The 21730-nt window shown below is 71.4% G+C and carries 26 protein-coding genes; 6 read left to right on the top strand and 20 right to left on the bottom strand.

Annotated features, from left to right (window positions below; all coding sequences use genetic code 11):
• Positions 1 to 324: 324 nt before the first annotated feature.
• From ACZ619_RS42635 to ACZ619_RS42590, 10 genes are all read right to left on the bottom strand, one after another.
• Positions 325 to 609, bottom strand: coding sequence for a hypothetical protein (locus ACZ619_RS42635; RefSeq protein WP_469611221.1), 285 nt, complete (start codon positions 607 to 609; stop codon positions 325 to 327).
• A gap of 308 nt (positions 610 to 917) precedes the next feature.
• Positions 918 to 1814, bottom strand: a complete 897-nt coding sequence (locus ACZ619_RS42630; protein WP_469611219.1) for a hypothetical protein — start codon at positions 1812 to 1814, stop codon at positions 918 to 920.
• Between the two features lie 583 nt (positions 1815 to 2397).
• Entirely contained in the window at positions 2398 to 2685 is a 288-nt protein-coding gene (locus tag ACZ619_RS42625) for a hypothetical protein (protein WP_469611217.1), read from the bottom strand.
• Positions 2686 to 2756: 71 nt separating this feature from the next.
• On the bottom strand, positions 2757 to 2942 hold the full coding sequence (locus ACZ619_RS42620) for a hypothetical protein (protein ID WP_469611215.1): 186 nt from the start codon (positions 2940 to 2942) through the stop codon (positions 2757 to 2759).
• Positions 2943 to 3075: 133 nt separating this feature from the next.
• The gene (locus ACZ619_RS42615; RefSeq protein ID WP_469611213.1) at positions 3076 to 3594 is read right to left on the bottom strand and encodes a hypothetical protein; all 519 of its coding nucleotides are present in this window, start codon (positions 3592 to 3594) and stop codon (positions 3076 to 3078) included.
• A 79-nt stretch (positions 3595 to 3673) separates the two neighbouring features.
• Complete coding sequence (locus ACZ619_RS42610) at positions 3674 to 4279, bottom strand: helix-turn-helix domain-containing protein (RefSeq protein ID WP_469611211.1); 606 nt, start codon at positions 4277 to 4279, stop codon at positions 3674 to 3676.
• A gap of 309 nt (positions 4280 to 4588) precedes the next feature.
• Positions 4589 to 5419: a hypothetical protein gene (locus tag ACZ619_RS42605; RefSeq protein WP_469611210.1), complete on the bottom strand. Its 831-nt coding sequence runs from the start codon at positions 5417 to 5419 to the stop codon at positions 4589 to 4591.
• Between the two features lie 193 nt (positions 5420 to 5612).
• Positions 5613 to 5903, bottom strand: a complete 291-nt coding sequence (locus ACZ619_RS42600) for a hypothetical protein (protein WP_469611208.1) — start codon at positions 5901 to 5903, stop codon at positions 5613 to 5615.
• Between the two features lie 80 nt (positions 5904 to 5983).
• Positions 5984 to 6280 (bottom strand): hypothetical protein, encoded by a 297-nt coding sequence (locus ACZ619_RS42595; RefSeq protein ID WP_469611206.1) that lies wholly within the window; start codon positions 6278 to 6280, stop codon positions 5984 to 5986.
• A 247-nt stretch (positions 6281 to 6527) separates the two neighbouring features.
• Complete coding sequence (locus ACZ619_RS42590) at positions 6528 to 6971, bottom strand: hypothetical protein (protein WP_469611204.1); 444 nt, start codon at positions 6969 to 6971, stop codon at positions 6528 to 6530.
• An 895-nt stretch (positions 6972 to 7866) separates the two neighbouring features.
• On the opposite strand from ACZ619_RS42590, the gene ACZ619_RS42585 reads away from it, so the two are divergent.
• Positions 7867 to 8097 (top strand): hypothetical protein, encoded by a 231-nt coding sequence (locus ACZ619_RS42585; RefSeq protein WP_469611202.1) that lies wholly within the window; start codon positions 7867 to 7869, stop codon positions 8095 to 8097.
• Positions 8098 to 8138: 41 nt separating this feature from the next.
• Here ACZ619_RS42585 and ACZ619_RS42580 read toward each other — a convergent pair whose 3' ends face one another.
• The 3 genes from ACZ619_RS42580 to ACZ619_RS42570 form a co-directional block, all read right to left on the bottom strand.
• The gene (locus tag ACZ619_RS42580; protein WP_469611200.1) at positions 8139 to 8744 is read right to left on the bottom strand and encodes a DNA-binding protein; all 606 of its coding nucleotides are present in this window, start codon (positions 8742 to 8744) and stop codon (positions 8139 to 8141) included.
• A 98-nt stretch (positions 8745 to 8842) separates the two neighbouring features.
• Positions 8843 to 9418, bottom strand: coding sequence for a P-loop NTPase family protein (locus ACZ619_RS42575; RefSeq protein WP_469611199.1), 576 nt, complete (start codon positions 9416 to 9418; stop codon positions 8843 to 8845).
• Between the two features lie 434 nt (positions 9419 to 9852).
• Complete coding sequence (locus ACZ619_RS42570) at positions 9853 to 11031, bottom strand: hypothetical protein (RefSeq protein ID WP_469611197.1); 1179 nt, start codon at positions 11029 to 11031, stop codon at positions 9853 to 9855.
• Positions 11032 to 11621: 590 nt separating this feature from the next.
• On the opposite strand from ACZ619_RS42570, the gene ACZ619_RS42565 reads away from it, so the two are divergent.
• The gene (locus ACZ619_RS42565; RefSeq protein WP_469611196.1) at positions 11622 to 12365 is read left to right on the top strand and encodes an AbiV family abortive infection protein; all 744 of its coding nucleotides are present in this window, start codon (positions 11622 to 11624) and stop codon (positions 12363 to 12365) included.
• A 9-nt stretch (positions 12366 to 12374) separates the two neighbouring features.
• Here ACZ619_RS42565 and ACZ619_RS42560 read toward each other — a convergent pair whose 3' ends face one another.
• Positions 12375 to 13235 (bottom strand): recombinase family protein, encoded by an 861-nt coding sequence (locus tag ACZ619_RS42560; protein WP_469611194.1) that lies wholly within the window; start codon positions 13233 to 13235, stop codon positions 12375 to 12377.
• A gap of 638 nt (positions 13236 to 13873) precedes the next feature.
• On the opposite strand from ACZ619_RS42560, the gene ACZ619_RS42555 reads away from it, so the two are divergent.
• The 4 genes from ACZ619_RS42555 (at position 13874) to ACZ619_RS42540 (ending at position 15986) form a co-directional block, all read left to right on the top strand.
• The gene (locus ACZ619_RS42555) at positions 13874 to 14413 is read left to right on the top strand and encodes a hypothetical protein (RefSeq protein WP_469611192.1); all 540 of its coding nucleotides are present in this window, start codon (positions 13874 to 13876) and stop codon (positions 14411 to 14413) included.
• Between the two features lie 69 nt (positions 14414 to 14482).
• The gene (locus ACZ619_RS42550; protein WP_469611190.1) at positions 14483 to 15292 is read left to right on the top strand and encodes a hypothetical protein; all 810 of its coding nucleotides are present in this window, start codon (positions 14483 to 14485) and stop codon (positions 15290 to 15292) included.
• A gap of 83 nt (positions 15293 to 15375) precedes the next feature.
• Entirely contained in the window at positions 15376 to 15654 is a 279-nt protein-coding gene (locus ACZ619_RS42545) for a hypothetical protein (RefSeq protein ID WP_469611188.1), read from the top strand.
• Positions 15651 to 15986: a hypothetical protein gene (locus tag ACZ619_RS42540; RefSeq protein WP_469611186.1), complete on the top strand. Its 336-nt coding sequence runs from the start codon at positions 15651 to 15653 to the stop codon at positions 15984 to 15986. Before ACZ619_RS42545 ends, ACZ619_RS42540 begins: the two co-directional genes overlap by 4 nt.
• A gap of 1116 nt (positions 15987 to 17102) precedes the next feature.
• Here ACZ619_RS42540 and ACZ619_RS42535 read toward each other — a convergent pair.
• The 6 genes from ACZ619_RS42535 to ACZ619_RS42510 all read right to left on the bottom strand — a co-directional run bounded on the left by ACZ619_RS42535 (position 17103) and on the right by ACZ619_RS42510 (position 21649).
• Positions 17103 to 17870 (bottom strand): SAM-dependent methyltransferase, encoded by a 768-nt coding sequence (locus ACZ619_RS42535; protein ID WP_469611184.1) that lies wholly within the window; start codon positions 17868 to 17870, stop codon positions 17103 to 17105.
• A 90-nt stretch (positions 17871 to 17960) separates the two neighbouring features.
• A complete protein-coding gene (locus tag ACZ619_RS42530; protein WP_469611182.1) occupies positions 17961 to 18698 on the bottom strand; it encodes a hypothetical protein in 738 nt (245 codons plus the stop codon).
• Between the two features lie 123 nt (positions 18699 to 18821).
• Positions 18822 to 19556: a hypothetical protein gene (locus ACZ619_RS42525; RefSeq protein WP_469611180.1), complete on the bottom strand. Its 735-nt coding sequence runs from the start codon at positions 19554 to 19556 to the stop codon at positions 18822 to 18824.
• 95 nt (positions 19557 to 19651) lie between these two features.
• Positions 19652 to 20551, bottom strand: coding sequence for a hypothetical protein (locus tag ACZ619_RS42520; RefSeq protein ID WP_469611179.1), 900 nt, complete (start codon positions 20549 to 20551; stop codon positions 19652 to 19654).
• Complete coding sequence (locus ACZ619_RS42515) at positions 20529 to 21131, bottom strand: ATP-binding protein (protein WP_469611177.1); 603 nt, start codon at positions 21129 to 21131, stop codon at positions 20529 to 20531. Before ACZ619_RS42515 ends, ACZ619_RS42520 begins: the two co-directional genes overlap by 23 nt.
• The gene (locus ACZ619_RS42510) at positions 21128 to 21649 is read right to left on the bottom strand and encodes a hypothetical protein (protein ID WP_469611175.1); all 522 of its coding nucleotides are present in this window, start codon (positions 21647 to 21649) and stop codon (positions 21128 to 21130) included. The genes ACZ619_RS42515 and ACZ619_RS42510 overlap by 4 nt, the downstream gene beginning before the upstream one ends.
• Positions 21650 to 21730: the final 81 nt, after the last annotated feature.

Here is a 21730-nt window from a genome sequence, read left to right as displayed (position 1 = left end):
CGTCCTACGGTCCCAGGGGGGAATGCGGGCGTGGCGATGGCAGTAAAAAGGTCGCTTTGTTGATAAAGCGCCGATGACACACCGGTCTGAGGCAAGCCTCTACCGCCACCGTGGCTCGCTGCTACGATGGCAACGCTCCTCGGCGTCAGAGGGAGCACGAAAGCCCGCCGTTGGCCTAGGAAACCAACAGCTCGCTACGTGCTCATTTGAGGTTGTGAGGGGTCTCGGCCTCTGGTTGGCGAACCGAGGGAGGGCTGAGATCCCGGCTTAGGGGCCTTACGCGCGTCCGGGTAGGAAGTCCGGGCGCATGCTCGGCCGGTTAGATCATCCGGCCTCCTTCAACTTCGGGACTTCCCGCAACGTCACGGCCCCTGGCCACCCAACCGGCTTACCGGTCTCGGGATCGACCTGCACAGCGGCAACAAGCTCCGTAAGGAAGCCCGAGACCGACAGGTTCAGCCGCTCGCACATGCTGATCAGCTTCTCTGCGGTCTCTGGATCGAAGTGGGTTCCCGGACGGTACGGCTTGCCCGTGGCCGGGTCGTAGGTCGGGGCGGCATACCTCGTCCCGCGCGGCAATCCGCGTCCACGGCCCTGTTGATCCTTCATGGCCCGTGATCATGCCACATTAGTGCTGCGGTAATCACGTCAGTGCTGCACTTTTCTTGCGCGTGTCGTCCGACGCGGCGCCTGTGGGCGCTGTTTGACGTGGTGTCACGGCCGGGGCCGCCCGGATGTCGGCGCGGCCGGCGGGGCCAAGTCTCTGGGATCGACGCTCGATCGCAGGGCCCGTGACCTGCGGCGAGCGGCGGGGCGGAGCCTGCGGGGCGGTCGTCGCGGTTGCGCGCTGCGGCCCGCGCCGCCGGCCTGTCCGCTGGGCCAAGGGGCGGCTCCCGTTGGGAGCCGCCCCGGTTGTGTCACCCGGCGTCGTTGTCGTCCTGGGCCTTCCGGAACGGCTGGCCGCAGCGTCCACACATCATCCCGCCGTCGTCGTCGCCGTCCTCCTGGCCGAACTCCCATGAGGCGCGGCTGATCTGGATGCGGCGGGCGGGCTCGGGCGTGCCGTCCTTGCCGGGCTTGGTGCATCCGCAGATGACCAGGAACCGCGTGGGCGGGCGCTTCGCGGGCCTCGCCACGGGCTCCGGCTCCTCGGTGCCGCCGTTGCCCGGCTGCCCTTCCTCGCCGTTCCCCTCGTCGTCGTCCTCGCCCTCGGTGCCGCCGCCGATGGGGCGGTCGGTGCCGCCGCCGAGGCTGATGGCCAACGGGTCGTGGACGTACGGGAGGCGGGCGATGTCCAGGGCCTCGATCGCTGCGGCGTAGCGGTTGGCGGTCTCGTCGGTGATGCGGCAGTCCGAGAAACCGCGCACACTCTCGGGCTGCGTCGGGGAGGTGAGCCCAAGCTCTTCGGCGATCTTGGCAAACCGCCGGTTGTGGTAGCGGCCCGCGCTGCTGGTGTCCTTGACCTTCCGGACGTGAGCGACGGCGTGGGCGGCCTCGTGGATGAGCGTCTGCATGGTGCGGCGGCCGCCGAGGCTCAACAGCTCGCCACCCGCGAACAGTTCGGGGGCACGGCCCTTCTTCGCCCCCTCCTCGACCGTCCAGAAGTCGGCTCCGAAGTGCCCCCACTTGATGCCGGTGGTGGTGCGGCCGGTCCCGGTGATCATGACGACCTGCGGCACCTCGGGGTGAGCCGCGCGGATCGCGGCCCACGCGCCCTCCAGGGCGGCGATGATCCGGCTGCCGTGCTCGGTGTTGGCCGAGGTCTGCGGCTGTACCTGCTGGGTCGGGATGGTGGCGGTCGCGGTGGTGGTCATCGCGCACTTCCTATCGTGTGGTGGGGAGTTGGTGGGGGTTCTTCGGGGTGCCGCCCCCTCCGAACAAGAACAACTTTACAGCATGTCGTGCCACAGATCAAATGACACACCTCGCGTTTCCGCAGGTCAGAGACCTTTTTCGGGGAATCTTCCCAGGAACTTAGCGTGTGCACGCTAGACGTGACGCCGTGTCGGATGTCGCCCGAAGGGGCGGCCGCCGACGGTGGGTGAGCCCCCGTCCGCCTCGGCGCGTCCTCGCGCAAGGCGGGGGCCGAGGGGGTCCCTCCGGTCTGGGCGGCACTCACGGTGGGCCGTGCGGTCGTTCGGGGTGCAACACGTCTTTCGTTGCGCCCCGGGCGGCCGTGCGGCATGGTGCGGAGGGTCGACCGGACCGGAGGGACCCCCTCCCCGCCGACCCACCACCGGCCCGCACCCGACCGACCATGGGCCCCTCTGGGACTGGTGGCCGGGGGCGTGGGGGCAGCGCCCCCACACACACCACAACGAAACCCGCGGACGCACTGGGGGGGCGCCCCCGTATCGGGTGCGCCCCCTGTTCTGGTGCGTCGCGGGTTCCGGCTGGCTACCGGTGCGGGTGGGCCTCCTCGACTCGGCGGCGCTGTCCCGGGATGTCCGTCCCCGGCTCGTACTGTCGTGGGGTGCGCCTGTCTCGCATGGCGGTGAGTGCGCGGGCGACGACCATGAGGGGCCACACCGCGACGGCGAGACACCACAGGGCGACAGCGGCGGAGAGTTCACCCGACGTCGGGCGGCGGGAGGGGTCGGCCTGGAGGTCAAACCGGCCGTCGGTGGGCATGACGTCGTACGACAAGCTGACGACGACTCCGGCGACCAGATACAGGAAGATCACGGGTTCTCCTGGGGGTTCGAGCGAAGGGGGCGGCGGGCCGGGGGCGTGGCGCGCCCCCGGCCGCGTGGGCCTTACTGGTCGCGGCGGTCGCGCTGGCGGGGTGCGCGCCGGCCGAGCGGGGCGGCGGCGCGGCCCTGGCGGGGGATGCCGGTGATGCGCGGAATGGCGCGCTCGTGGGTGTCCTCGCCGTCCAGGTAATCGCCGTCCCTCAACAGGTCGTCTCCGTGGTCCTGGTGCTGCTCCTGGTGCTCGTTCATGTACAGCTGTCCCTTCGTGCGCGGGGGTTGATGGGGTGTCCGGGGGGTGCCGTCCCTCCCGAACAAGAACAACTTTACAGCGGTTCGTAACAGCAATCAAATGACACGCCGGCCACGATGGCGGCGTGTCAGGTCACCCGTAGGTGTTGTGGCACATGCTGACGATCCCCGGGTTCACCTGCTGGTCGGCGGCCGCACGGCACAGTGTCCGCATGTCGACGCCTCCGGCCGGTCCGGCGTTGGGCGTCCGACGCTGGGGGCGTGGCTGGGCGCGGTGTCGGGGTGCGGGCCGGGGTGCCTGGTGGCGGTACGTCGGGCGCGGGTCGACGGCGCGGGGGTGGTCTGGGTGCCGTCGGTGGGCCGGTGCGGGCTGCTCGGTGTGGCGGGGCGCCTCGTGGTGCCGTCGGTCGTGGTGGGGGTGCGGGGGCCGCGGGGCGGTGTCGACCAGCTCGGTCCGCGCGGACGGCTGGGGGTCGTCCAGGGCGCGGGCGGCGTTCTCCTCGACGGCGGGCACGGGGACCATGCGCAGGGCGGCGGGGGCCAGGCTGGGCGCCTTGGGCGGCCGGGTGATGTCGGGACTCACCGACACGCACCCGGGGACGGCGAACACTGCGGCCACGGCCAGAACGAGGGGGAGGAAACGGCGGTGCATCTCCTCACCGTGCCGCACGCGGCGCTGCGTTGGCCGCTGGCGCGCGATCACACCACTGGATGGGGTGAGGGCCGGCGGGTCAGCCCTCGGCCGCCACACGCTCGCGTGCGGCCCGCAGGATGTTCGCGCCGGTCGTCCTGCTGACCCCGTACCGCTCGGCGACCTTGGCGCCGGTGAGTCCCGACGCGTCGGCGGTGCGCGCGAGCTCGTCGGCGAGCTCGGCGACGCGCGGGTCAGGGGCTCCTCCGGCGCGGCCTCGGTTGGGGCGCTCTGCGGTGCTGCGGGGTCGACCGGCGCCGGTCTCCCCGGGGTGCTCGCGCTGGTCGCCCTGCTCGCTCCTGGCGGTGACGTCGCGGCGCGGCCACCTGCGGCCGTGCTCCTCGACCCCGCCGGGGAGGTAGCCGGTGGCGGCGTAGCTGCGGACGGTGGACGGGTCGACACCGAGGACGGCGGCCGCCTCCTTGTCGGTCAACAGGTCGTCGCCGTGCTCGGCTTCAAGGTCTGGGCCGGGCGGGATCGGGCGGCCGTTGGTGTAGGCGTCGGCCTGGGCGGCGTCGTAGAGCCGTACGCGCCCCTCCTCGGGGTTGACCCGGGTCACCCTCGTCTCGAACGTCGCGCGTTCCTTGCGGCGCCACGTGTGCAGGGGGATGCCGAGTGCCTCGGCAACGTCGGCTTCGGTCCGCACGTCTCGGCCCTGGGGGATCATCGGGGGTCACACTCCTGGTCTGCGCTGCTGCGGGCCGCCGGTATGGGCTGCCGCGCTACACTCCGGTACATCATCGACGCTCGCCCTTCGGGTGCGGGGTTGATGGGGTTGGGCCGACGGATGCCGTCGCCCCCTTCGGGGGGTGAACCGTCGGCCCGTTTACGTTTCGGGCCGCAGGGGCCGGCGCCCGGAGCCGGTGGGGGCCGGCCGCCGGGCGGCTCCCGCTTGTGGCGGGAACCGCCGCAAGCGCGGCCCCGGCCTGGCTGGCCGGGGCCTGGTCACTGTCGCTCAGCTGCGGGCGGCGTGGACGGCCTCCCATCGGGCGTCCTCGACCTCGTCGAGAAAGTCGGTCTCTGCCCTGTCGGCAATCTCCTGGTCGGCGATGTCGTGCGTGGCGGCCGCCGCGAACAGGGCGGCGACCGTCCCGGCCAGGGCGTCCCGGCTGCGGGTGTCGCTGCCGTACTGCGGGGCCTCGGTGCGAACCTTGGGCGTGAGGGCCGTCCAGTGGATCCCAAAGGCGCGGTCCAGCACGGTGGAGGCCTTCACCCATCCGTCGGCGTGGTGCAGCACGCTGGCCACGGTGTCCGCAATCATCGTCGCCTGAGTCTCGTTGCCGGTCTCGCCGGTCAGACGGCGGTGCAGCGCGACAAGCTCCGCGCCCTGCTGGGCCACCATGCCCTTGGTGAGTCCGGCCTGAAGGTGCAGGAACTGGGCGACGATCCGGCCGCCGACCCGGGCCCGGCGGTCCTCGGGGTCCTCCAGGATCGTGCCGGTGGGGTAGGCGGCCTGGCGGGCGTCCTCGCGCTGGCCGGGCGCCGGGTACAGCGCGAGACGGGCGCGGCGGCTGCCGTCCTCGACGGCCAGGGCGTCACAGTCGGCGTGCTCGGTGGTGAGGGCGGCGAGCAACTCGGCGAGCCGCAGGCGGCTGCCGTCAACCGGCGCGTACGCCACGGCGGGGATGCCCATCCAGCCGCGACCGGCGGCCCGTACGCCGTAGGTGCCGAGGTGGCCGCGCACCGGGAGGACGAACGACAGATGGGTGATACCGGGGGTCCACAGCCGCTCGGCGAGTGCGGTGATCTCGGCCTGAATGGCGGCCTGCGCGCTGTTCGTCGTCATCGGATGTCCCTTCGATGGTGGGGGAGTTGATGGGGTGTCCGGTCGGGGTGCCGCCCCCTCCCGAACAAGAACAACTTTACAGCAACCCATGACGCAAGGCAAATTGCGATGCCCGGAAAACCGCAGGTCACACACCTTTTCGAGTCGGGCGAGCGGGCCGGGGCCCGGCCCGCTGGCCGGGCCCCGGTGGTGTTCAGTCGCCTTCGCTGACGTACAGGACGGCCGCGTACTCGTCGGCCTCCGGCGGGAGGTTCCCGCCGGGGACGCGCAATACGGCCCACAGCTGCGGCTCCTGGTCGCTGCCCTCGGGTACCTCCTCGCACCCGAACTGCTCGGCGGCCTGGTCGGCGAGCTTCCGCGCGGTCTCCTCGGTGGTCGCGGTCGCGTAGATGACGAGAGCGGGGGCGTCCGTCTCACAGCCCCATCCGTAGATGGCGACCCATGTGGTCATCGCGTTGGGGATCGCGGTCATGATCATGGCCATGGTGGCTCCGTTCCTTGCGGGCGTGGGTGGTTGATGGGGTGCCGCCCGGGGCGGGTGCCGTCCCGCCCCGGGCGTGGGAGTTACTCGGCGGCCTGGTCGCGCTGCTTCGACCACAGCCGGTTGGCGACATGGGCGATGCGGCCGGACTGGATCCACCACGGCTCTTCCGTCAGGGTGAAACGCTCGGTCTCGCTGTCCCCTACGGCAACGCTGGCGTTGCGGCGGCTGGCGTCCAGGTCGACCCGGACCGACGTGCCGTCGTCCAGGAACGCGAGCAACTGCCAGCCGCTCGGCGAACCGAGGTAGGCCACGGACCGGGCCGACAGATCGTCGTAGCCGAGGGCCTGAACAACGGCTGCCGCCTCGTGAATGGTCATCAGAACTTCCTTTCGGTGGTGGGGGAGTTGATGGGGTGTCCGGTCGGGGTGCCGCCCCCTTCCGAACAAGAACAATTTTACAGCAACTCGTGACATCGGGACAACTTGACGTGCCCGTGTTTTCGCGGGTCAGAGAACTTTTCGGAGCTTCTCCCGGGGTTAGCGTGCACACGCTAACCCCGGGTCGACGGCGTTCGGGGGGCCGCCGGCCCCGGGCGGGTGCCGTCCCGCCCCGGGCCGTGAGGGCCTACGCCGCGGCGGCCTCGCGCGCCCGGCGGCGCTGCTCGCTCTCGGCGCAGGCCTGCCGTACGGCGGAGAGTCGGGCGTTGTAGAGCTGCTGGAGGGCCATCCGCTCCGTGCGGGCTGTGCCCCGGCGGCCGGGGAACGGGACGGTGACGAAGTCGCCGGTCAAGACCGTGTCGTGGTGCTCGACGTGCCATCCGCTCCCCACGGTGAGCGTCACGCCGAGTAGTTCACCGCTGTTGAGATAGACCTTCGTCCCGCGGACTTCGCGGCCCGTGGGGACGAGGGTGTCGGTGATCCACTCCCACTGATCGGTCTCGGCAACCGTCATGCCGACCAGGACCAACGGCACGTCCTCCTCGGTGCAGGTGGCGGGGTCGAACCGGGTTACCTGGGCGAACCCGATGCGGGTCACGGTGGGGGCGTAGGCGGGGAACAGGCTGGCCATGCCGGGCTCCTTCGGGTGGGAGTTGAGGGGGTGTCCGGTCGGGGTGCCGCCCCCTCCGAACAAGAACAACTTTACAGCATTCCGTGACAGCGGGGCAAGTAGGCGAGCCTGCGTTTCCGCAGGTCAGGGGCATTTTTCTACGGAGTTTCCGCCTCGCTTAGCGTGTACACGCGAAGTGATCTCGGGGAGGTCGGCGGCGGCGCGTCGGCCCCGGCCACGTGTGCCGTGGTCGGCACGCTTCCCGGCCACGACGATGCCCGCGCCGACACGGAGTGACCACACCGGCCCCGGCCACGGCGCGGCAGCAGGTGCCCCCCGCCAGCCACGGCCGGGCGGTGCGGTCTGCTCACGCACGCGCGTCCGTGACGGCGGCAGTACGGCGACCGGCCCCGGGCGGTCCCGGGGGACGGCGACCGAAGCTCGGGCGGCCGCCGCTCCCCTCCCCGTCGCTCATGGGGTCGCGCACAACGACGATGGCGGCGGCCGGCATGCGGCCCGCCATGTAAACCCCGGCGGGATGCCGCGTTCTCGAAGGTTCTGCACCACGGCTGCTTCTGGCTATTCCGGTGTGTGCCGGCCGTGTGCCGGCCGGGCCGGCTCTACGCTGGGGGGCTGGTGCGGCACCGTTCCCCCGTCGGTGCCGCACCGCTTTGTCTTCGCCAGGATGGTGCGCGTCCTGGCCGTGCGGCCCGCTGGGGACTTCGGGCGGTTGCGTCGCACGCAGGGGTGATCGTGGGGCCCGTGCCGTGACTCCGTGCGCCCGCGCGGGGGTTGGGCGGGTATGACGATGTTGACAAGGTGCGTGGCGGTGGCCGCGTCGGTGCTGGTGTCGCTGGCGCCGGCGGTGTCCGCGTCCGCTGCTGGTCCGGCCGCTGGAGCGGCAAGGGGCACGTGCGTGACGGTGAAGGTGAAGGAGAGAGCGGCGATCCGCCGGCCTGCGTGGAACGACAACCCGGTGGCCACGGTGCGATCCCCCCTGGTCAGGTACGCGCGTAAGGGGGAGGTCCTGACGTCCTGCCGGATCGCGTGGCGGGGCGAGCAGTACCGGCAGTGCGGGCAGTGGGGTACGGACTGGTTCGTGGTCAGGGGCGGTCAGCTGCCGGTGACGTGCGCGAAACGGCGGTGAGCTGGGCGCAGTCCGACAACTCCGCCCGTATCATCACCTGATCAGTCAGGCGGGGAGGTCTGGCTGGCCTGGGTAAGGAGACGTTCCCAGGTGCGTGCTGACCCGCCGTGCTGCTGGGCGAGGGATGCCGCGATGTGATGGCGCGGGGTGTCGCCAGCACTGCTAAGGGCTGAGGCCGCGGTGCGCAGGCGGGGATCGTCCTCGTAGGCGTGCGCCTTCCGCGGGCCTGTTCCCGTACCTGGTGGTCGGCCCCCTCCCTTTCCCTGTCCGGGCGGGTTGTTGAGGCGTTCTTCGATGTCGCGGCGGGGCCAGACGCGGACGCTGTAGAGGGTTTTGCCTCGTGAGAGGTAGCCCTGAGCCGCGTAGGCGCGGACGGTGCTAGCCGTGACGCCGAGGACGGCGGCCGTCTCTTCGTCATTGAGAAGGTCGTCGGGGTGTTCTCCGGCGGGCAGCGCGGGAATGGGCGTGCCCGCGAGGCAGGCACGGGCCTGGGCCAGGTCGTAGATCAGGACTCGGCTGCCGGGGAAGAGGCTCGCCACGCGCTGGCGGAACGCGGGGGCGTCTCGACGCCGCCATGTGGCGATGGGTACGCCTGCCTGCTGGGCAATGTCGGCCTCGTTGATCACTGGCCGGTTGCGGGGGATCACGATGGTGTTCCTTGAGCGGCTGTCGGTCGCGGACGGGGGTGCCTTGTAGGCTGGTGGTACTTCCTCACGCTGGCCTTGTGCCGGCGCGGAGATGTTGGTTAGTGGCCGGCGGTGTGCCGGGTCGCTCCTTGTGGGTGGCCCTCCGCCGGCCCTTTCATCAGTTCGCTCCTCCAGCGGGCGACTTCGCGCGGGGTGCGGAGCCTGACCACTTCGACGCCCCGGCCGGCTGTCTCGGCTACCTGCTCGGCGTAGCGGGGCCGGTTGTTGCGGTACTTGCGGATGGCGGTGCGCAGCAGTGAGCGGCGACCGAAGAATGCTTTGCTCCAGGTCAGCCGCTTTGCCTGCGGGCTGTCGTCGCGGCCGTTGAGCTGGCGCAGGCTGCGGCGAACGATGCGGTAGAGGATCAGGGGCAGCGGGAAGTCCAGCCACACGAGCACGTCGGCGCGGTACCAGACCACGTCAGCGAGCTTGGAGAAGTTCCCTTCGACGATCCACGCGTCTTGCTGGGTGATCTCTCCCGCCTGCCGGCGGAACTCCGGCAGCGGCAGGGGGCCGCCCGGGGTGAAGAGGATGTCGTCAAGGTCTGTGTGCGAGGCGCCCAGCTGCACGGAAAGCCACTTGGCCAGGGTGGATTTCCCCGTGGCGGGCGGTCCGAAGAGTGCGATCTTCCGCATGGGTTCCTTGCCTTCGGGGAGCGGTGTCCGGACCGGCCGGGTCTTCGGCCGGCGATGGCGTCGCCTCACATCCAGTTTCGCCATATCGAACCTTACAGCATTCAGGCTCACCACCGGAGAGCGCCCGGGACATGGGGGCCGGCCGCCGAAGGCGGCTCCTTAGCCCCGCAGGGGCGGGCCCGCGCCCGAAGGGCGCTTAGGGGGCCCGGCGCGCAGCGCCTGCCCGAAGGGCAGAGAAAAGCCGCCCGTGGCCGAAGGCCACTCAGGGGGCGGCGTTTCCGCTAGTCCGCCCCGCGCCCGAAGGGCGCTCAAGGGGGCGGGCCCCAGCCGCTTGCGGCTGTCCTTTTCCGCGCCGTACGGCCCGCCTGTGGGCGGGCCGTACGGGTGGGGCGGTGGGGTGCCGGGCCCGTTACCGGGTCCGGCACCCCTGGCTGTCACAGCCTGGGGAACAGGGCCCCTGCTGCCATCGGGTGCAGGTGGAGTCCGCGCAGGAAGTCGGCTTGGAACGCGCTTCGGGCCGCGATCTCATCGACGCGCATGTCTCCTACTCCCTTCTTTGTCTTCACTATGACTCCGTCGATGATGCTGATCCCCGCGCCTCCGAGGTCGGAGAACACGTTGGTACGCAGGTGCAGGTACACCCGTCCTTCCTGCTCGGCGATGGTGACCGCGTAGGCCAGATCGGCCAGCGGGTAGACGTGCGCGGTGCGGGACCGCTCGACCGGCCCGGAGAGGATCTCCGGGCGCAGCGCGCGCAGGTAGTGCGCGAGCGTCGCGCGGGTCGCGGTGCGCAACGGTATGTCGATGCTCTCCGGGTCGAAATCCCGGACGGCGGGGCGCCGCCACAGTCCGGATGTGCCGGTGGTGCAGGTGCGCAGCACTTCGTCATACATCTTCCGCAGCTTGCGGTGGATGTAGACGAGATCGGCGTAGATCTCCGGGTCGGTGAGGCTCTGCCACCCCTGCGGCAACAGGAACTGTGCCGTGGCCGTGGCCGCGTGGGTGGAGAGCGCCGGAACGGGCTGGAGCACCCGCAAGGCGTCGCGGTCCACGACGTCCGCGCTCAGCAGGGCGCCTAGTACGGACGCCTCCTCAACGATCCGGCGGGCGCGGACTGCGGAGAGGTCCGCCACCCGTACGGCCCGCCCCGCGACCTCCGTGCGGTCCTTCTGGGTCCGTCCGACGAGGTGGGCGTGAAACCGCTTCTCGCCCTGGATCGACTCGCGGTCCAAGGTCTTCGGGTCGTAGCTCCACGACACCACGGGGCTCAGCTCGTAGGCGCGGCAGTGCTCGGCGAAGCACGCGGCGACCACACCGAGCGCCTTCGCGAACTCGGGCGAGTGGTCGTGCAACCCCGGCCGGTGCGTGGTCCCGGCGGACATCAGCATGAGTTCGTACAGGGCGTGCGGTGACCGCTTGTCGGTCAGTGCGTACGCCTCGTCCGGCGAGAGGTTGATGTGCGCGTGGACCTTGGTCCACCCGTAGACGTCGCTCACGGTCCCCATCCGCTGAACCCCGTTCACGTAACCCGGGTAGCCCTTGGCGGCCAGCGAGTCCACCACGCGGACATTCCCGCGTCGGCCTTCCAGCGCCGACGGCAACAACTGGGTCATCGGGTCTTCCTTCCCTCGGTGATGTTGGTCGCCGGTCGGGGTGTGCCGCCCCTTCCGACATGACTAACTTTACAGCATCTCGGCTCATCTTTCTACGTAAAATCCCAGCTCAGGAAGGGTTTTGATGCTGTTTCACGAAGGCTGCGCCCGCTGTCGACGGGTGGGGGTGGCGGTAGCGGGCCGCAGGGAGGGCGGAGATGGCTGGTCCGGTGCGCGCAGCTTGCTGCGCAGGACCAGCCACCAGGCCGGTGAACGCGCCGAAGGCGCCCGGCCTGGCGTCCCGCGCTTGCGCGGGATGGTCTGGCGGTGAACGCGCCGAAGGCGCCCGCCAGACCATCCCGGAGGGCCGCCAGGCCCTCCGGGGCGTCTCCACCCGGCCTGTGGCCCGCTACCGCCACCCCCACCGGGCCAAAACAGAAGTAGGCAGATGTGTGGAGTGGTGGAACCCGAAGGATGTGTTGGCCTGCTGGGATATGGCGGTCGATCAGCCCGGGGCCCTGTGCTCCGCAGCGTGCACCGGATGAGGAATCGGCGGTGCGAGTGGTCCGAAACCCGTTGAGATGCTCGCCGTTCCAGTGCCAGGGTGGCGCATGAACAAGAAGAGCGTCCGGGTGCCGGACGACAGCGAACTCGCCCGAGTGGCTGCCGCGGCATGCGAGAGCGCCGGGAGCAAGCTCAAGGCGGCCACGCTGCTCCTGGGAGCGCAGCAGTGGGCGGAGGCGTACTACAACGCCGCCCTCGGCTTCGAAGAGCTGGGCAAGGCGCACCTGTGCCTGGTGGTGGTGATGATCCCCACGCGGTACCGCAGCGAACTGTCACCTCGCGAGTTCTCCGAGATGTTCAACGGCCACGGAGCCAAGGCGGCTTTCGGGCACCTCGTGCTGCGCGGCCTGGTCGACCAGGACACGCCGGCTGCCGTGAGCGACATGCTGGCCGATGCAACAGCGGCGGCCGCCCAGACCAACACCACCAAGTTCCGCGGCCTGTACGTCGACCTGGGCGCAGACGGGACGCTGCTGCACCCCAGCGACGTCGCCGAGGCCGACGCCCGCTGGATGGTGGACCGCCTGCAGACGCTGCACAACTGGATGAGTCCGATGTGCGCCGAGGTCGGCCGGGACCCTGGCTTCCTGACGTTCCTCCTCCAGTTCCGGGAGGACATCGACGCCGACGCGATCGGGGCCGCCTTCGAAGCAGATCCGGACCTCTGGTTTCGACAGCTGCGCGCCGCGGTCCAGGCCCCGTTGACGGCGCCGCCGTCCTGGATGGCCGATGCTCTTCGCGCCCTTACCGGCACGGGGGAGCCTCCGCGGAATGGCGCTCCGCAGCCCTGACGGCCGTCACTACGTCTGTTCCTGGCAGTCCTCGGCGAGTGCCCGGTACAGCGTTGAACGCCCCACGCCGAGGTCTCGGGCGATGGCGGTAATGGACTGCGGCGGGGTGCGGCGCCGACGGTCGCGCGCAACGGCAAGAGCGTCGTCATCGAGTGCACGGGGGCGGCCGCCGAACCTCCCGTGGGCCGAGGCCGTCTCCAACCCCTCCAACGACCGGTCCCGGATGAACTCTCTCTCTGCCTCGGCGAACGCCGCGAACATCGCGAACACGATCTTCCCCGCGCCCCGGGGGTCATAGATGCCGGCCATCGGGCCTTGCAGGATCTCCAGCCGGTTACCCCGGTGCTCGATGTCCTGGGCGCTGGTGATCAGCTCCACCATGTTGCGGCCGAGTCTGTCGAGCATGGTGACGGTCAGGATGTCGGCCGGGCGTAGAGCAGCCAGGGCGGCCGCATACTTCGGCCGGTCCGGCTGGCGGGTGCTGATCGTCTCGACGTAGAGAGGCTCGATGCACCCGGCCGCCCTGAGCAACCGCTCTTGCGTTTCGAGATCCTGGCCACGGGTGCTCACCCGCCCGTACCCGATCCGGTCGCCGACCCGGTCGGCGGGAGGCGGGGCAACGTCGAGTCGGACACCGGGCCGCCAGGCCTTGCCGGGCGCGCGGTCCTTCGGGGTCCGGATCGGCGGTCCGGATCGGAGGGTGGGCACGTTGTCATACCGCACCGAGTGATACACGGTCGCCACCGTGCCGGTACGGGTCCGGCACGGCGAACCGGGCGGAACCTCGCACCGCGGGCACTCCTGCTGCTCGACCAATGCGGCCCGCGCGGCCTCCTCGGCCTGCGCCTGGTCGTTCGGATTCGTGGGCATAGGCGTGAGTGTCCCAAAAACCCGTCTCGAATTGTGCTCGGACCCCCCGGTTTTCGGGACGGGTTTCGGGACACACCCGCGCGGCGTGTCGGCTCGTCGCGGCTACCGTCCCAAAACCGACCGTTTTCGGGACGCCTTAGCGTGTGCACGCTAAGGTGCTTTCGCTCGTGTCTTCCCGAGTCGCGGCCGGGTGGTGAGCCGCGGCCGCTACGGTGGCGGTCATGTCGACTGAGCCGGTGGCCGAGGACTGGTACAGCCAACTGGCGGCCGGGTGGGCGGAGCGACAACGGCGTGAGGATGAGCGCTGGTACATCCCGCCCGGCGGGCTGTTCACCATGTATTGCTCGATCTGGATTGATGGTGTCAGCCGTCCTTGCCCGCAGATCAGGGGTCACGCGGGGAAGTGCGGCCTGCCACCTGACTTGGGACCGGAGTGGGAGTGTCGGCGCGGCTGCCCGGATGGTGAGTGCTATTGCCCGATGCCGGGGGAAGTCCCGATCAACCCGGCGTGCGGCCACCTGCGGACCGACCTCTGTGACACCGGTTGCGGTGTCTGTACCCGGTGTGATGGCTGCTACTGCGCTGAGGTCGGTCCGTTCTGGGCCTTCTGGTGAGTTGGGGCCCGTACGGTGGGGCGCGTGAGTCAGACCAGCGGCGCCGAGGGCGCGGCCGCGCTCGCCGAGGCGGAAGCCGAACTCATCGGTCACCTGCGGTGGCAGGCCGATACGACACCCGCGCGGCCGGGCTGGGCTCACTCCGGCCTGGCCGCGCTGCTGCTGGCCTGCGGCCGGCTGTTCGTCCCGGCCCCCTGGCCCGGGGACGGGCCTCCGCCCGGGGAGCCGGGCCGGTGCTATGTCGAGTCGGTCTCCTGGGCGTGGGCCTCGTCGGGTGAGCTCGCATACGTCGAGGGCCTGGCCTGGGATGTCGCCTGGCCTGTTGAGCACGCGTGGTGTGCCGGAGCCGACGGCCGGGCCCGGGATCTCACCTGGCCAACGCCCGGACGGGCCTACCTGGGCTTGCCCGTCGATGCCGAGTACGCGGCCCGCACGATGGGCGATCGGGCCGGGCCGCTGCTGTACGGGGCCGTGGGCATGGCTTCGGAACTGGCCCGAGACTGGTTCCGCGACGGCGTCCCGGCCGGGCTCCTGGTCGACGTCGGCCGCCCCATCCCGGCCTAGCGGGCCTCGACGGGTACATGTACCGGTATGCGGGTGCGCTGGTCGGAGGTGGAGGAACGGGCTCGGGCCGTGGTCGCCGAGTACGGCGGTGAGGTCACGCTCCGCCAGTGCTGGTACCGGCTGATCTCGGCGGGAGCGCTGCCCAACCGGGCCTCGATGTACCGGCGCCTCTCCTCCCACCTGGCGCGGGCTCGCCGGGAGGGACGGTTCCCGGACCTGGTGGACGCGCTACGGGAGATCCACCAACCGCCGGCGTACGCGGACGTGGGCGAGCTGCTGGCAGCGGTGCCCGACCTGTTCCGCCTCGACCGCACGGCCGGCCAGGCGGAAGCCCTGTGGGTGTGCGCGGAAAAGGACACGCTGAGGGTGCAACTCTCCGGTTGGCTCGGGCCGTTGGGCATTCCCGTCCTGGTGGTGCGGGGATTCGCCTCGGAGTCGTACGCCGCGCTAGTGAGGGAGCGCGCGGGCCTTGATCCCCGGCCGGCCCGGTTGCTTTACGTCGGTGACCTGGACGCGTCCGGGGAATCGATCGAACGGGATTGGGTGGACCGTACGGCGGGCTGTTGGGCGACGGTGGAGCGGGTGGCGCTGACCGTTGATCAGGTGATCCGGTACGAACTTCCGCCGGCGGTGGGCAAGAGCACCGATCCGCGGTGGCCGGCCTTCGCCGAGCGGCACGGACTCGATCCGGCCCGCCCGGTGCAATGGGAGGTGGAAGCGCTGGAGCCGGCCGACCTGCGGCGCCTGGTCATGGCAGCGGTCCGGCCGCACATCGACCGCGAGCGGCTGCGTGAGGTGCTGGCCGAGGAAACCCGCCAGAGGGAGGCCCTGGCCGCGTTCCTGGCGACCTGGTGGCCGCCGGGCGGCCGGGAGGGGTGACGGCCCGGTCCCGCGCCGGAGGGCCTGACGCTGCCGAGTCTGCCCGCGTAGTCTGGGGAGGCATTGAATCGGGAGGTTGCCCAATGTCAGCTGAGCCCCTCGGCCATGTGGGGCCGATGGACCGGCCTCGTACGGTCGGTACGATCCGCCGTGCGCTGCCGCCTGAGCTGCGTGCGCGCTTCCAGACGGCGTTGGATGACGCGGACCCTGCGGATTTGTTCGCGCTGGTGGCGCTGTGGGGGGCGGTCGCGCAGACGGCCTCCGATGCGGGCGCTGATGCGGCGGCCGACATGGTCCGGTCCGCGGCTGCGGCCACGTACGAGATCGGTGACGTGTTCCCCGCGCTGGCGGGGATGCTGTGACGCGACGCTATCGGGTGGTCTTCACGGACACCGCCCGTGCTGCTTTGCGCGAGCTGGACGGCGCGGAGCGGCTGGCGCAGATCGCCCCTGGTGCTCTGTCCCGGGAGGCGATGCGCGCGCTGCTCGCCGGCACGACGCTGGGCACGCTGCTGGAGGACCTGGAGGCGCTGGCCGCCGATCCGTACGGCGGGCCGACCCTGGCTCGGACTGCCGGGGCGGAGGACGACCGTACGGGCCTGCTCGGCGCGTTGGCGGTCACGTACATGGTGAGCCCCGCCACTGAGCCGCCCGTGATCACGGTGACGACCATCCGGCCGCCTAAGAGCGCGTAACACCGTCAGGTATGCCGTTGCCCTCGTCCGCAGCTCGCGGGCGGGGGCAACGGCGGTTACAGGGGGTTGTGGTCAGGCGGCGAGCACAGTGCGTGCGGTCGATGAAGTCGCGTGCGGCCGCGACGAACGCCCCTGGAAGTGGGTGCGTACGTAGCCGTGGCGCCCAACGGCAGGGCTCCGGCGCCGGCTTCACCGGTGTCCGGGAGAGCCCCTGGGACATGCACCCCTCACGCCCCACATGTGTACATACCTGCACAAATGTGGGGCGTGAGGGTACAAAAAAATCCGCGAAGCGCGCAGCTTCACGGTCGTCTGAAATTCCTGGTGGAATTCCTACCTCTGACTCGTCCGTGAAATTGAGGTGTCCGGCGCCGTGGCGGCGGGTGGCTTGTACGACGGAGAATTCTGATCAAGGGCGCCTGCAATCTGGTACGGGTGAATCCACAACGTCGCCACAGAAACGAGAATTACGGCAGTGGCCTTTATGGTGCGTGCGGTCGGTAGCGGTGTGCGGATGCTCAATCGCCCGCACGAGATGTGAAGGGTCTTGTCGGTTCGGGGGTCGCTCACGGTGGTCCTCCCGAGAAATCGTTTGTTTTCGGACATGCCTAAAGCGACTTCTGCCGCTTGGGTAAAAAAAGACACCCGAGTCCCCTTTGAACCAATACGGGTTCAGGGTGCACTAGTCCCCTCGGGGACAGCGTGCTCGGATGGTGCGCGTAGTACTGAGCGACAGCATTGGTGCTGCGCTTGGAAAAGAAGGTACGCCCGGGGGTGCTTCAAGTCAACTCCCCTCGTCGCGCCGCGAACTGATCCACCTTCACCCTTGCGGAACGATCCCTTCCCCCTTGTCACGGCTTCTCAATTGCGGAGGTCCTGACCTGCGTATTTCTCTTTCGCGGTTGCGGAGTTCCTTGTTCGCTGGCCTATTTGGGACCTCGCGTCCCTTCAACGATGCCGATTCCTTGGCGCGCACACGCGAACCGGTCCGCCGGGCGGAGCGGGGAACGCGTCGGCCCCGCCGCGCACGGGTGCGCGGCGGGGCCGGTTCCGGCGGCCGGAGGGTGCCGCCGGGTGGTGGCTGCCCGCGCTGAGCGGCGTGCGCGGGCAGCGGGTCTAGGTCAGCTCGGCGGTGTCGACCACGGCCGTGGCGAGCTGGGGCGCGGCGTTGCCGTGGACGGCGCGGAACCGGGAGTTGAGGGCGGGGTGCAGCGCTATGACCTGGGCCGGCGTGCGCAGGGTGCCCCACTGTCCGGGTGCAGCGGCCTCCATGGTCATGGTGATGAGGCGGGCCTGGACGGTATCGGCGCACACGGTGGTGCTGAGGATGAGCGAGCTTCCGGCGGGGAGGGCGGCGAGTTCGCGCAGGAGTCGGCGGGCGGCGGCGTCGTCGAGCCGGTCGAGCAATCCGGCGGCGACCACGGCGACCGGCTCGGCCAGGTCGAGATGGGCGCGGACGGCTGGGTGGTCCAGGACTCCGGGGGCGCCGGGGTCCAGGTCGGCGGTCGTCTCGGTGGGCTCCTCGGCGAGGATCATGCGGGCGTGGGCCAGGGCGGCGGGGTCGGCGGCGCAGTAGAGGGTGCGGGCGTCCGGCTGCCGGTCCTGCATCGTGTGGTGGAGGTGCGGGCGCCACGGCATGCCGCACGACAGGTCGAGTAGCTGGCGGGTGCCGTCCGTGGCGAGCCGGCCGAGGACTGCGTGTACGAACAGGCGGGCCTGCCGGGCCTGGAGGCAGGCGCCGGGGTGGACCTGGAGGAGAACGGCGGCGGCGTCCCGGTCGGCCTCGTAGGTGTCGGTGCCGCCCATGAGGTGGTCGATGATCCGGGCGTGAGCGGGCCGGTTCACGTCGATTCGCGGGCGGACGGTGACGGTACGGGCGGTCATGGGGTCTCCGGTGGGCGGGGCCGTAGGGCTGGCGGCCGGTCGGGCGGGGGAGGGAGGCCCCGCCCGGGTGTGCGCCGGGCGGGGCGGGGGTCAGTGCCGGTGCGGGCCGACGGGGACCGGAGGTGTGCCCTCGGTGATGCTGGTGGTGGTGATGCCGTACTGGTTGTGGGCGATGGCGCGGGCCATGGCCACGTCGGTCATCACCTGCGGGACCGTGGCGCCGGCGTCCAGGGCCCTCATGACGTGGATCTGCCATTCCTGGGGCATCTGGCTGACCTGGACGCGCGCGTGTGCTCCGTGCCGGAGATCGCCGGGGACCGTGGCGTCGGCGCTGTACTTGGCGGCGTACGCCAGGACGTCCTCAAGCGGGGGCAGGGCCGCGGGCGTCTCGTCGCGGCGGGTGAGCGTGGCGAGTACGTAGGTCTGCCACGTCGGCCGCAGTGCCCGCCAGACGGTGAGGTAGTCGGTGGCGCGGTCGAGTTGGGCGGGCCGGTCGGGGTCGGCGGTCCAGGGGCCGGAGGGGTCGCAGGCGGCCGCGTAGTGCCGGGTGGTGGTGATGAGCGCGGGCAGCCGCGCCGTCTCGGTGCGGATCCGCGCGGCCGTGCGCGCCAGGGCCAGGCGGCGGCCGTCGGCAACGACGACGGCCAGGCCGAGGCGGTCGACCGCGGTGAGGGTCGGCCACAGCTCCTGTGCGAGTACGGCCCTGAACACCTCCAGCGGTGCCGTCTCGGCTGCGGTGACCAGCTCGCTCATCGGGTGCTGGTCGGGCTCGTCCAGGATGCGCAGGCTGGCGGCCGCCGTGGCGAGATGGCCGGTGAGCGTCTCCATGAGGCCTCCGGGGTCGGTAGCGGATTCCCGCGTGTGCGGGGGAGGTTGGGGGTGGCGCCCGCCAGGGAGACGATCAGGGCGGCGGGCGCCGTCCGCAGGTCCTGTCCCTGCGGAGCCTGGGGGTTACGCGCTCGTGGGCGCGTACCGGCTGCGGGCGAGCCGCGCGACGGTGACCGCGTCGGTGGGGGTGGTGCCGGCGCCGATGCGGCGCATCACGTGCTGCTGCCAGGGCCGGGGGAGTTCGGCGAGCTGCTCGCGTACGAACTCGGCATGGCGGCTGGGTCGTTCGTCCTGGACGGCGGAGGTGGCGGCCTCGGCCAGGGTCCTCTCAAGGCGGGCGCCCCGGGCCGGGTCGGGGGCGGCCGGGGTGCTGTCGGCCAGGGCCCGCAGCAACCGGGTGGAAGTCTCCTCCGGCGGCGTCAGCCGGGAGAGTACGACGGCCTGCCGGGTCGGGCTGAGTTCCTGGTAGGCGTCCAGGCGGACGCGGGCGGCGCGCACGGACCTGCGGCGGTCGACGGGCTCGGGCCAACGGCCCGTGCCCCCGGCCAGGCGGGCCAGGTATGAGCACTCCTCCGCGATCGGCGTGACGTGGGCGGCGCCGTGCTGGTCCAGGACGGCCGGGCCGTGGCGGGCGAGATCCTCGGCGACGACCTGGAGCGCGTAGACGTCGGCGTGGTCGACCGGGGCCATGAGGCGCCACAGGCGGGCGGTGACGAGTGCCTGGCGCAGGTGGTCGGGGGCCTCCGTGAGCGCCCTCAGGACGTCGGCCGGCTCGTGCTGCTGCCAGTCGAGCAGGATCAACAGGGCGTCGAGACCCGCGTTGAGCGGGGCGGTGGCGGTGATCTCTGAGCGGGGCATGAACTCTCTCTCCGGTTCGAACGTGCGGTGCCCCCGCCCGGTACGGGCGGGGGCACGCCGCAGGGGCCGCGTCGGGGGAGGCGCGGGCCTGCGGGTCAAAGGGCCGCGGGCACGGGCTCGGCGGGCACCGGGTCGGCGGGCACGGGGTCGGCAGCCACGGCCGGGCTGACGAAGAGCGGTCGGCCTGCCCAGTCCGGGTCTGGCAGTGCCATGGCCACGCAGGGACACGCATCGGCGTCCAGGTGGGCGGCCTGGCGCAGGGCGGCGGCCGTGTTCCGGTCGAACAGCAGACCCGGGGGGTGACCGGCGGCGCAGGCCATGGTGAAAGCGTGCACGCTGGCCCGACGGTGGCCATCGGTCGCGGTGATCACCCAGACCTCGGCGGTTCCGGCGGCGACCGCCGAGGCGACGAGTGCGCGTGCCTCCTGGCCGAGCGTCACGGCGAGCTCCTGCCTGGCGCCCCAAACGCCCAGCGCGAGCGCGGAGTTGTTGTGTGCGCGCTCCGGGGCGTCGGGGTCGTCGGTGCGGTAGCGGTGGCTCACCGACCGGCCGAGGTCGCGGTTGGGCCGCCTGCGGACCTCTATCGGGACCGTGGAGACGATCAGGATCCCGGCGGCCACCTGGTGAGTCACCGTGCTCGGCTCCTCGGCCGACGGCTCGCGCAGGTACAGGGGCGCGGACATGCCGGCGTCCTGGGTCGCGGACGGGACGGCGCTGACGATGGCGGCGGCGCCCTCGATCGTCGCCGTCACGTTGACGAACGCGATGCCCGGTGTCTGGGTGATGACCTGCTGGGCCAGGTCGGCGGCGAGATCGGAGAGGGTGTCGGCCTGGTGGGGGCGGGCGCCCATCGACTCGTACGCCTCGGACACCACCTGCCGGATCCGGTCGTACAACTGAGGGTCGGGCACGGGCCAGGTCCAACGGATGTTCCACCCCGGCGCCGACGGCTCGGGGGCGGAGACGGCGGGGTCATGCGTGGCTGCGGGGTACATCGGCGTCCTCGTCGTGGGGGTGGGGGGTAGCGTCGTCCGTGGCGGCGCCGTGGGCGTCGGGCTCGCGGTACGGGGGGATGTCCAGGGCTGCCCACACGCGGCTTCCGGTGCTGGTCGCGGCGGCCTGCCAGTTGGCGGCGATGGCCCCGATCAGCTGGAGCCCGCGGCCGCCGAGGGCGTCGGCGTCGGCCGCGCGTGCCTTGATCTCCTGGCGGGGACTGCCCTCGTCATCGACAACGACCCACAGGTGCCGCGCGGAGAGATAGACCGTGACGGTGACCGTGGTCCCGTGGGCGTGGACCACGGCGTTGGTCACCAGCTCGCTGGTGACCAGGGCAACCGACTCGTCCAGTTGGCGGGGCAGGCGCCAGTGACGGCAGGCGGCCGCGACGCTCGCACGGGCCTGCCTGGGGGTGCCCGGGTCCGTCCCCGGCAGTGTCCAGGACTCGCTCAACGGGGGCTCGTAGCGGGGCTGGACGGCGGGGCGGGCCGTGCCCTGCGGGGGGACCTGCCGCAGCGCGGGCAGTGCCCCCCAGTCGACGTCCACGGCGCAGACCTCGGGCCTCGTGGGGTCGCTCATGACTGTGCCTCCCGGGAATGAGCGGTCAGTGCCGCGCGCGTCCAGCGCGCGCAGCGCAGCAGGGCCGCGCCGACCGCCTCGGCGAGTGCGTCGGCGCAGGTCACGTCCTCGGGATGGCCGAGGATCGGGGGGACTACCCACAGGCGGCCGCCGACCGGGGGCAGCCCGCTGGCGGCGTAGACGGTCGGGGCCGGGCAGCGCACGACGGCGCCGGACACACAGACCGTGGACGGCAGCGCGGGCCAAGCGGCGGCGGTGCCGGCCGGCACGACCACCTCGACGCACGCGCGGGGGACGACGACCAGCACCGGACCGACGGGCACCCGGTGCTCGGTGAGATACCTCTTGGTCTCGCCCCAGGTGCTCGACGTGATCCGAACGATGTCGGTCCCGGTTATCCGTACCGGCAGCGCACGGCGGACCGACCACGCGGCCCGCAGGCGGGGCCCGGCCGAAGTGCCCGGCGTCCACGTCTCCAGGGGCTCCGCCCACCGCAGGGACGTGGTGGCCGCGCTCACCACGTCCCCCCGGTGTTCACGTGGTCCGGACAGACCTTGACGGGGTGCCCGAGGCGGCCGGTACCGTCCGGGCCACTCCGC

Source organism: Streptomyces sp. NPDC104367, assembly GCF_055583825.1.
This window is presented reverse-complemented; position numbering and strand designations above follow the sequence as displayed.